This is a genomic window from Gluconobacter sp. GP1, from assembly GCF_032913585.1.
GTDB lineage: Bacteria > Pseudomonadota > Alphaproteobacteria > Acetobacterales > Acetobacteraceae > Gluconobacter > Gluconobacter cerinus.
Genome location: NZ_JASGXC010000002.1, coordinates 613,177 through 623,384 on the forward strand (window position 1 = coordinate 613,177; position 10,208 = coordinate 623,384).

The following is a 10,208-nucleotide window of genomic DNA, read 5'->3' on the forward strand; positions in this document are numbered from 1 at the left end:
CCAAGCCCTACATCAGGCCTGAGTTAGAGATGAGGATTACAGATTATGGTCGGGATTGCTGCGGTTCGCAGTGAAGGCTCCTCAGGAGAGCCTCAACGCAGCACGGCGCGCGCCACGGCATTGGGCATCATGGCAGCTCTCGCTGGTCTGATGTTCGGTCTCGATACCGGCGTTGTCGCTGGCGCCTTGCCCTTTATCGCTACAGATTTTCACGCGAGTGACGCCCTGCAAGGGTGGATCGTATCTTCGATGATGGCGGGAGCAGCATTCGGCTCTCTCGCCGCCAGTCGGATTTCCAGCCGCTATGGCCGGACAGGGGCCATGCTCGTGGCTGCGGTTCTGTTCCTTGTAGGAACGTTACTGTGTGCGCTGGCGCCTTCTGCTCTGGTGCTAATTGTCGGGCGCGTTTTCCTGGGACTTGCTGTCGGTTTGGCGGCGTTTGCCGCTCCTCTCTATATCTCTGAAATCACAGTGGAATCTGCGCGCGGGTCCATGATTTCATTCTATCAGCTCATGGTCACGCTTGGGATTTTCCTGGCCTTCGTGTCTGACAGTCTGCTGGCAACAGGTCAGCATTGGCGCTGGATGCTGGGGATTATGGCTGTTCCTGCCACCCTGTTTCTGGGCATTGTCCTGATCCTGCCACACAGCCCGCGCTGGCTGATGATGCAGGGACGCAAGGATCATGCGCGTCGCGTGCTCAATAGCCTTCGGTCCGACGAAGAAGTGGCAGAAGCTGAGCTTGCAGATATTCAGGCGCGTCTTCACAAAAGCAGCGACGCTGGCTTTGGCCTTTTCCAGAGCAATCCCAACTTTCGCCGCTCCGTCTATCTCGGAATGCTTCTGCAGGTCATGCAGCAGCTCACGGGTATCAACGCGCTCCTGTATTATGCGCCGCGGGTTTTTCAGGCTGCTCATTTCGGGGTCAACGCGTCCATCTGGGCCACGACACTCGTTGGTCTGACGAATATGATTCTGACGGGTGTTGCCATTGCCTGCGTGGACAAGTGGGGGCGCCGTCCTTTGCTTATTCTAAGCTGCGCAATCGCGGGTTTTGCGCTTCTGGGCGTAGGTGCGTTGCTAGCCGTGGGCGCGTCGAGCTTTGAGGCACAGATTGCACTGTGTGGATTTGTTCTGTTGTTCGTCGCAGGATTCGCAATCGGAGAGGGTCCGCTGGTCTGGACGCTGTGTTCCGAAGTTCAGCCAACGCGCGGACGTGATTTTGGAATTGGCTGCTCAACGGTTACGAACTGGGCTGCAAACTGGGCCATTTCCAAAACTTTCCCCATGATCATGGTGGCTATGGGGGCAGCATCAACATTCATTATGTTTGCAGCGTTCAATGGACTTTTTGTTCTCGTCACCCTCATGATGGTTCCGGAAACGAAAGGTGTTTCCCTGGAGACACTTGAGGCCAATCTGTTTTCGGGCAAGAAACTTAGAAATCTGGGACGTTAAATCGTGATGAAAGCCAAGGCGGCGGACGAGAGTGATCTCGGCGTCGACCCTCAACGGCACGCTGGGCTCTACGGAGCCCAGCGTGCCAAAGCAATGTCAGCCGTTCTTCTTGGGCTGCTTCTCTCCGTTCTGGATTACGCCATAGCAAACGTGGCGCTTCCCTCCATCGCCCACGATCTGAACGCCCCGTCGTCTCGGGCGATCTGGGTGGTGAACGCTTATCAGCTCGCCAATCTGTCCTGCCTGCTTCCACTCGCGTCTTTTGGCTCCCGAGTAGGCTTCGCCCGCATGAGCCAGATTGGGATTTTTCTATTCCTCATTACGTCCGTTGGCTGTGCCCTGTCTCAGAACCTGCTGGAACTGACATTGGCGCGCGCCCTTCAAGGTGTGGGTGGTGCCTGCATCATGAGCGTGAATATCGCGCTCGTACGCTTCATTTATCCACACGCGGAGCTTGGTAAGGGCATTGCTCTGAACGGTCTGTTTGTTGGGATTGGCGTCGCTCTTGGCCCAACAATTGGGTCGATCGTTCTTTCGGTCGCAACGTGGCCCTGGATTTTCTGGATCAATCTCCCACTCGCGCTTGCCGCTCTCGTCATGGCCCATTTCGCGTTGCCGCAGACACCGCGGAGCGAGACGCAGGCAGACATTCCAGGTTCCCTTCTGACAGTAGCGTCCTTCGCTTTGCTCGGCATCGGGCTGGACGGATTGATGCACGGCGATTTTCTACCAGGATCGTTGCTCACGGGAGCGGGCATCATCTGCTGGTGGCTGCTTCTGAGGTATCAAAAGGGACGGCGTGAGCCGATTGTCCCGGTGGATCTGCTGGCGCGGCGGCCTTTTCTGTTGGCGTGTCTGGTCGGCTTTCTCGGTTTTGTAGCCTCCAACCTCTACATCGTCGCCATGCCGTTCACTTTGGCATCGGCTTTTCATCGAGAAGATTCCACGATTGGTTTGCTGATTGCGCCTTGGGCAGTTGGCGTCGCAGTGATGTCTTTTGTTGTTGGAAAGATTGCTGACCGCTTTCCCGCTTCAGTTCTCTCCTCGCTCGGACTGCTCCTGACAGCATTCGGCTTTATGTTGCTCTGGTTGTTGCCCTTGGACGCGAGCAACGCTGCGATCGCGTGGCGGACGCTTCTGGCCGGATGTGGGTTCGGGCTTTTCCAGCCACCTAACAATCGGGCCATCATGGTCTCTGCGCCGGCTGGGCGGGAAGGTGGGGCCAGCGGCATGCTGTCCGTCGCTCGACTGGGTGGCCAGACGACGGGTGCGCTGCTCGTTGCAGCTCTTTTCACGATCTTCCCACATCCAGCGTTCATCTGCCTTGGAGGCGCGATGATCGCCGCGCTAACGGGATCTGCCCTCAGTCTTGGGCGGAAATACCTCGCAGACTGAAGAGCGTCGTCGTTCGCTGATCGGTACTTTCCAGCTCCTGAGTGGTCTGGACGTTCTGTTGAATCAGGATGTCCAGATCCAGCTTTGGGGCATAATGGCGCCCCGGATCACAAAGCCAGACTTCGCAGTGCCGGGCACATTCCAGCAGCCAGGGCATGATGCGTGCAGCCATCGCCTCGTTGTAACAGACATCTCCGATCACCAGCAGATCACAGTCCGGTTTCGATCCGACAAGATCGCCCGGACAAAGCGCTACTGTCACGGCATTGAGCGTAGCGTTAAGGGCCGTTGCTTCGAGAGCCATAGGATCAATATCATTGGCCGCAGCAGTGGACGCGCCCGCTTTTACGGCGGCAATGGCGGCTAATCCGCATCCACACGCCACGTCCAGAACTCTTTTGCCTTCAACGCGCTGCGGATTATCCAGAATATATCGCGCAATAAGCTGACTACCTGGCCATGCAAATGCCCAGAACGGCGGCTCGATACCGTGCGCTTCAAGGAAGGCTTCGCTGGCCTGCCAGATGGGGGTTATGTCTGTTGCCAGATGCAGGGGAATTTCGGGAACGAGGCTGGCGGTTTCGACCGCCGTATTCTCGCGGATAAATGCCGCGGGGTCCTGCAGTCTGACTGACATGATGTTCAAAGTCTTCCGCAGATAAAGGCCAGAGCCAGAAGGAAACCGATTGGAACGTTCTGCTTGAATTGTCGCAGGCAGTTTGGCGCATCGTATGGGTTCAGCGTGCGAGCCTGCTGGAGAAGGAGTCCGCCTGCAATCAGGAAGAACAGCCAGAACCCCAGATGCAGATGGGCATGAATGGCGACGAGTCCCAGCGCCAGAAGCATCAGGCTGTAGCAGGTGGCAATAAAGGGCTGAGCGCGCTTCTCCATAAGGCGAGACGTGGAGCGAACACCGATGCGGGCGTCATCTTCCATGTCCTGGAAGCCATAGATGGTATCGAATCCGAGTTGCCAAAGGATGACGGCGCCATACAGCAGCGCGCCATTTCCATCCAGGCCACCCCCTGCTGCGGCATAGCCCATGGGCGCACCGAAACCGAACGTGAAGCCCATGACGAGTTGTGGCCACCACGTCACACGCTTTGCCGCGGGGTAAAGCGCTACAAGCAGCAAAGCAAAGGGCGCCAGAAGCCAGCATGTGCGCGGCAGACACACCAGAACGCCCAGACCGCACAGAAGTAAAAAGGCCAGCAGCTTAAGGCCCTGCTTCAGGGAGAGCGCACCGCTGGCAAGTGGACGGCCGGCGGTTCGAGCAACCTTGGCATCAATATCCCGGTCCCAGATGTCATTCACCACGCATCCGGCAGAGCGCATAACGAGTGAGCCGAACGCGAACAGCGCTGTGTAGACAACGCGGAGTCCGAGTGGCGCATCCGGTGCAAGGAACAATCCCCAAACCCCAGGGAGAAACAGCAGCCATGTCCCAACTGGGCGATCCAGTCGGGCCAAAAGTGCGTAGGACCGCCATGGTTCAGGCAGGCGGCCAGTCCAGCCTGTCAGGCTGATATCGGTATGGGGGCGGGTTTCACTCATCAAAGCACGTGATGAGGGGCAGATGCGCTTCCGTCAATGGCTGTTGCGCGCTATCGGGAGAGGATGAGCCGATCTGATCCCCGTCTTTATCTTGAAGTGCCGGATGTTCCCTTCACGGAAGGGCTGGAACTTCCTCTTCCCGCCAGTCAGGCCCACTACCTTGGCAATGTAATGCGGCAGAGCACTGGAGATCCGGTACGTGTCTTTAATGCGCGCGATGGAGAGTGGAACGCCATCATCCAGACCTTGCGAAAAGACAAGGGAACAGTGCGGCTGGGAACGCGAGAGCGCGCACCTCAGGTCACAGATGGTGTGGAACTCCTGTTTGCGCCCCTGAAGCGTGACGCGACAGAACTCGTTATCCGGATGGGGACAGAACTCGGGGTGACGTGTTTTCGGCCCGTCGTAACAGAGCGCACAAACACGCATCGCCTGAACCTCGACCGTCTTGCGCTGATTGCCAGTGAAGCCGCTGAACAATGCGAGCGGCTGGATATTCCTGAAATCCTGCCGCTGGAGCCCCTGAAATCCGTTCTTGCGGAATGGCCGGAAGACAAGCCGTTGTTTGCGGCTCTTGAGCGACGTCCCGGGGCAGATGGTCCTTTGGTCGCGTCTGCTCTTCTCATTGGGCCTGAAGGCGGCTTTTCCGATGCGGAGGTAGCGCTGCTTCAGAAGCATCCTGCTGTTCATGCGCTGACACTAGGGCCGCTGGTATTGCGCGCCGAGACGGCTGTCTGCGCCGGACTGGCGCGACTTGCACTGCGTCGTGGCGCCTGAGGGTGACAGGACAGTCTGAGGTGCTACAAGTTCAATCAATATCGAACAACGATCGCAAATCGAGGCAAAACCGCCATGTCCAATCCCGGCACGTCTAATAGCGCAACGATCGAGAATCGGGCGCAGCTCGTCGAGGTTCTGGAACGGGGCTCCAAGCCGCGGTCCGAATGGAAGATCGGAACCGAACACGAGAAGTTCGGCTTTGTACTGCCGGGGCAGGATGATGGGCGTACACCGTTGTCAGCGCCGCCTTATGAACCCAAAGGTATTGGCGCGCTGTTGCGGAAACTGGAGGGGCCGGACTGGGCTCCGATCCACGACGGTGAGGCGCTGATCGGTCTGGCCGGGCAGAACAGCCAGAAAGGGCGGTCCATTTCTCTGGAGCCTGCTGGACAGTTCGAGCTTTCTGGTGCGCCGGTTGTCTCCTTGCAGGAAACGCAGAGCGAGATGCAGGAGCATTTCGATCTGATCCGCGGTCCTGCTGCTGAGCTCGGACTTGGCTTTCTGCCATTTGGTTTTCAGCCGCTCTGGGCGCGCGACGAGATGCCGTGGATGCCCAAGAGTCGGTACGCCATCATGCGCAGTTATATGCCCAAGGTTGGCACGATGGGCCTGGATATGATGACGCGGACCTGTACTGTGCAGGTCAATCTGGACTTCGGTGATGAAGCCGATATGGCCCGCAAGATGCGTGTATCGCTGGCGCTTCAGCCATTGGCTACGGCTCTGTTCGCGAATTCGCCTTTTGTGGAAGGCAAAGCAAACGGCTTCCTTTCCAATCGCGCCCGTATCTGGACGGATACCGATAATCAGCGTTCAGGCCAGCCATCGCTGTTCTTCGCAGAAGATTTCAGCTTCGAGAAATACGTGGACTGGGCGCTGGATGTGCCGATGTATTTCGTCGCTCGGGACGGAAAAAACATCGACGCCAGTGGCTGCTCCTTCCGGCGTTGGTTGGAAGGCACTGCGCAGCCTGCTCTGGAAGGTCTGACGCCGACAATTGGTGATTTTGAGGATCACCTCACGACTGTTTTCCCTGACGTGCGCCTCAAGCAGTTCCTTGAGATGCGTGGCGCGGACGCCGGTCGTCCGGAGATGATGGTTGCCCAGTCTGCGCTTTGGGTTGGCCTGTTCTACGATGCTGCAACGTTGGAAGCAGCTGAAAAGCTGGTATTGGAACAGCCTTGGGAGGTTTATCAGCAACTCCGTGCGGATGTTCCTGCCAAGGGCATGCAGGCTGACTTCCCCGGTGGCCTGAAAGCGCTGGCAAAGCGCGTTGTGGCTCTCGCGGAGCAGGGACTTCGCGCCCGTGTTCGCAACGAAGCACAGTTCCTGGATCCGCTGCATCTGATTGCAGATGGTGGCCCCAACCAGGCTGAGTACTGGCTTGCCCTGTATGAAGGTGCATGGGGCGGAAATGTGAAGCCGCTGTTCCGCGAAGCATCGATCTGAAGTCAGACGCATCGGAGTAGGGCGTTAAGCCCTGCTGCGATCAGTTTCCGGTTTGTGCAGGAACACGTTATGGAATGCAGGTGCGAAGCTTTTTGCAACCCGTGACCTGATCGGCAGTTCCAGAGGCATGATGAACCGTCTTTTCTTCCGCGCGGCTGTAGCCAGCGCTTTCATATCCGTAGCAGCTCTTCCGCTGCCTGCCATGGCTCAGGCCGTTCCCGCACAACTCCGTCCTGTGGATCAGGGCTGGGTTGCGCGCGTTCAGGATACGCTGGCGCAGATCACAACGCTTCAGGCGCGGTTTCAACAAATTGCACCAGATGGGAAAGCTGTTGCCGGGACAGCGACGCTTGATCGTCCGGGGCGGATGCGCTTCGACTATGACAGTCCCAGCCCGCTTCTTCTTGTGGCCAATGATGGCAAAGTCGTTTTTCAGGATCGGAGCGTCGGACAGGTAACGGTTATGCCGCTGGACCGTACTCCCCTCGGTTTGCTGCTAAGGCCTGATCTGAAGCTCTCGGGCGATGTCACGGTGACAGGATTTGAGCGTAAGAACGGTCAGATCAACCTTCAGGTTGAAAAAACGGAGAGCCCGGGTGAGGGGAATCTGACCCTAATGTTCTCCGAAGCGCCACTTGCTCTTCTGGGGTGGGAAGTCGTGGATGCGCAGGGCCGAACAACGCGCATCGCCCTGTCAGATATCAGAACGGGTGGGAGCGTATCCCAGTCTCTGTTCACGCTCCCGAAGTCTGAGGACTGACGTTCAGTCCTTTGTTTCGCGGGAAAGCTCCAGTGCGCGGGCATAAACCGTGCGCTTGGGCAGTTTGATAATTCCCGCCACGAGAGTGGCCGCATCCTTCACCGAATGACTGGTCAGCGCTTCGCGGAGATGCGTATCCAGATCATCTGCTCCGCTATCGTCCTCTGCTGAGGGGCCGATCAGGAGTGTAATCTCACCCCGCGGTGCGGTGTCCTGGAAATGGGCGAATACTTCCGCCAACGTTCCCCGCACCATCTCTTCGAAGCGTTTTGTCAGTTCTCTGCCAACCGCTGCCTCACGGTCAGGGCCGAAGACGGTAATCAGATCTTCCAGTGTCTCGACGAGGCGGTGCGGCCCCTCATACCAGATCAGAGTGGAACGAACGCCAGCCTGTTCTGCGGCCCGAAGCGTCGCGAAGCCTGTCTTGCGGGCTTCGCTTCGCGGCGCGGGAAAGCCGAGAAACATGAAGGGAAGAGGGGGGAGGCCTGAAAGAGTCAGAGCCGTGATGACAGCGTTTGGACCCGGAATGGCCGTAACATGGACGCCAGCGGCGATTGCTGCCCGGACGAGCCGATAGCCTGGGTCCGAGACGAGTGGAGTGCCTGCGTCTGACACCACGGCAAAGCTGGCACCAGCCACCATTTTTTCCACAAAGAACGGTGCGCGATCCTGTTCGTTATGATCGTGAAGCGTTCGTGTGGGAGTGGAGATGTTGCGCGACATCAATAATTTTGCCGTAACGCGTGTATCTTCGCATAAAATAGCTTCAACACTGTTCAAGGCTTCAATCGCGCGCTCGCTGATATCGGCCAGGTTGCCGATCGGCGTCGCAACCAATATCAGTTGTCCCCCCACTCTCGGGCCATGCTCCGAAGGCGGGGCGGCCGTTAACGTTTCAGCCGTATCGCTCAAGGGAGTTTCAGCGGAACATGACTTTTCGGACATCTGCATCCTCGGTGACGAACTCAAGGGTCTATTCTGGACCGATGAGCCGTCTGCGCAAGGGTGTAAGCACTGGGCTGGCCGCAGGAACCTTCCTGACGCTGGCCGCCTGCTCCGGCGGAAACTCCTCTTTGACATCTGGCGTGGGTGGAATTCCCGGCTCAGGCCAGGCTCCTGGCGCGCATGACGTTGGCCTTATCCTTCCCCTGACGGGACGCTACGGTGCCATCGGTGCGCGAATGCGTGATGCAGCCAAGCTGGCTCTGTCTTCACAAGGCTCGCCTGTGCTGGACGTTCATGACAGCAACGCTGCTGGTGGCGCAGCTCAGGCTGCCCATGATGCCCTGACGCGTGGCGATGCCATGCTCCTTGGGCCGCTAACGGCTACAGAAACTGCGGCTCTTGCGCCGCTGGCTGTTGAAGCAGGCAAGCCTGTTCTGGCGTTCACAAGCGATTCCACACAGGCTCGTCCTGGCGTCTGGGTGATGGGCCTGACACCGGAGCAGCAGGTTCGCCGGATGGTGGATGCTGCACGTGCAACAGGCCGTAAGAATTTTGCAGCCTTTTTGCCAGATAGCGCGCTGGGGCATGCGATGGCGGAAGGACTACAGCGGGCCTGCCGGGATGACGGCCTGAAAGATCCGCAGATCGTTTTCCATTCCATGGATGCGCAAACCATCGACGATGGCCTGAAATCCCTTTCAGATATTGCCAATCGCCAGCCGCCGGCAGCTGTGGTTTCGACGCCGACCGGTCCATCGGCTGTTGATCCCACAGCCGATTCGCCTGCCGACTCGACAACGCCTGCGCAGCCGCCAGCAACTCCAGTTGCTGCGCCAGCGGTGCCGCCCCCTCCGTTTGACGCTCTTCTGCTGGCAGATACCGGTGTGGAGCTAGGGCGCATCATCACTGCGCTACACGCTGACCAAGTGACGTCAGATCAGGTGCAGATCATGGGGCCAGCACTCTGGAAGGCATTTGATGGCAAGCTCAGTGCCCTGCATGGTGCCTGGTATGCTGCGCCCGATGCCAAGGATCGCAATGGGTACGTGGCCCAATACAAGGCGGTTTATCATCAGGCGCCATCACCTGTGACGGATTTCGCCTATGATGCCGCAGCTCTTGCCGGCAACCTGATGAAGCAGGGAGGCCCGACCGTTCAGGCGTTGACCCGTCCGGACGGCTATATGGGTGTGGATGGCCTGTTCCGCCTGCGCGCTGACGGTCATGTCACTCGCGCGCTGGCTATTTTCCAGATTCAGCGTGGCGGAGGTGCCCGCATCGTTGTTCCAGCATCGCGGGATATTGCGGTCCGTCCAAGCTGAGAAAATACTGCTGGTTCAGAAACAGAAACACGCGTCCATGGCGATTGGCGCGTGTTTTTTTTATGGCTTTTCTTGAAAGCCAACTGGCGTGTCAGGGGTGAATCCTGACCGCGCAGATCAGGCTGCGTAGGTCTCGGCCAGCGGCAGAACCGGGCGAATAGTGTGAAGAGCCAGTTCGAAGCTGGCATAGCTGCCCAGTTCATGATTGCGCAGATGATCGATCAGGACCCAACGCATCCCTTGCGGGCGGAGCATGTAGGCTGGATCCGGGTTCTCACGGACCCAGACCAGAACATGCTCAATGGGCGTTGTTCCATCGAAATTCGTGACCCCGGAATCCGTCGGTGTGATTTCTGCATCGAAGAGACCCATCCGCATTCCGGCTTCCAGCCACCGCGACAGATATTCGCGGTGACGAGGGAGAACACCCTGCCTCAACGTCACGACATTACCGCCCATCGAAACGGGTGAAAGATCGTATAGGGGAGTTGCCTGCGCCATCAGGAAAGTCCTCATCAGAGCGGGGCGGGGGAGCCCGTGGATTG

General features: G+C 58.3%; 10 protein-coding genes. 6 read left to right on the forward strand and 4 right to left on the reverse strand.

Features of this window, described 5'->3' with window-relative positions; genetic code table 11:
• Positions 1 to 45 precede the first annotated feature (45 nt).
• Both R5H23_RS07415 and R5H23_RS07420 read left to right on the forward strand, forming a co-directional pair.
• A complete protein-coding gene (locus R5H23_RS07415) occupies positions 46 to 1,458 on the forward strand; it encodes a sugar porter family MFS transporter (protein WP_317214962.1) in 1,413 nt (470 codons plus the stop codon).
• A 6-nt stretch (positions 1,459 to 1,464) separates the two neighbouring features.
• A complete protein-coding gene (locus R5H23_RS07420) occupies positions 1,465 to 2,853 on the forward strand; it encodes an MFS transporter (protein WP_317215093.1) in 1,389 nt (462 codons plus the stop codon).
• On the opposite strand, the gene R5H23_RS07425 is transcribed toward R5H23_RS07420, so the two are convergent.
• A complete protein-coding gene (locus R5H23_RS07425) occupies positions 2,822 to 3,490 on the reverse strand; it encodes a 50S ribosomal protein L11 methyltransferase (protein ID WP_317214963.1) in 669 nt (222 codons plus the stop codon). The two genes, R5H23_RS07420 and R5H23_RS07425, sit on opposite strands and share 32 nt — an antisense overlap.
• Before the next feature lie 5 nt (positions 3,491 to 3,495).
• Positions 3,496 to 4,407, reverse strand: coding sequence for a 4-hydroxybenzoate octaprenyltransferase (ubiA, locus tag R5H23_RS07430; protein WP_211509162.1), 912 nt, complete (start codon positions 4,405 to 4,407; stop codon positions 3,496 to 3,498).
• 36 nt (positions 4,408 to 4,443) lie between these two features.
• On the opposite strand from ubiA, the gene R5H23_RS07435 reads away from it, so the two are divergent.
• The 3 genes from R5H23_RS07435 to R5H23_RS07445 all read left to right on the forward strand — a co-directional run bounded on the left by R5H23_RS07435 (position 4,444) and on the right by R5H23_RS07445 (position 7,396).
• Positions 4,444 to 5,184, forward strand: coding sequence for a 16S rRNA (uracil(1498)-N(3))-methyltransferase (locus tag R5H23_RS07435; protein ID WP_211516396.1), 741 nt, complete (start codon positions 4,444 to 4,446; stop codon positions 5,182 to 5,184).
• Positions 5,185 to 5,259: 75 nt separating this feature from the next.
• A complete protein-coding gene (locus R5H23_RS07440; protein WP_317214964.1) occupies positions 5,260 to 6,636 on the forward strand; it encodes a glutamate--cysteine ligase in 1,377 nt (458 codons plus the stop codon).
• Between the two features lie 127 nt (positions 6,637 to 6,763).
• On the forward strand, positions 6,764 to 7,396 hold the full coding sequence (locus R5H23_RS07445) for an outer membrane lipoprotein carrier protein LolA (protein ID WP_064274045.1): 633 nt from the start codon (positions 6,764 to 6,766) through the stop codon (positions 7,394 to 7,396).
• A 3-nt stretch (positions 7,397 to 7,399) separates the two neighbouring features.
• On the opposite strand, the gene rsmI is transcribed toward R5H23_RS07445, so the two are convergent.
• Entirely contained in the window at positions 7,400 to 8,233 is an 834-nt protein-coding gene (gene rsmI, locus R5H23_RS07450; protein ID WP_317215094.1) for a 16S rRNA (cytidine(1402)-2'-O)-methyltransferase, read from the reverse strand.
• Positions 8,234 to 8,382: 149 nt separating this feature from the next.
• On the opposite strand from rsmI, the gene R5H23_RS07455 reads away from it, so the two are divergent.
• Positions 8,383 to 9,663 (forward strand): penicillin-binding protein activator, encoded by a 1,281-nt coding sequence (locus R5H23_RS07455; protein ID WP_317214965.1) that lies wholly within the window; start codon positions 8,383 to 8,385, stop codon positions 9,661 to 9,663.
• 117 nt (positions 9,664 to 9,780) lie between these two features.
• Here the strand turns inward: R5H23_RS07455 and R5H23_RS07460 are convergent, their stop codons facing one another.
• Positions 9,781 to 10,164: a hypothetical protein gene (locus tag R5H23_RS07460; protein ID WP_174694759.1), complete on the reverse strand. Its 384-nt coding sequence runs from the start codon at positions 10,162 to 10,164 to the stop codon at positions 9,781 to 9,783.
• Positions 10,165 to 10,208 lie beyond the last annotated feature (44 nt).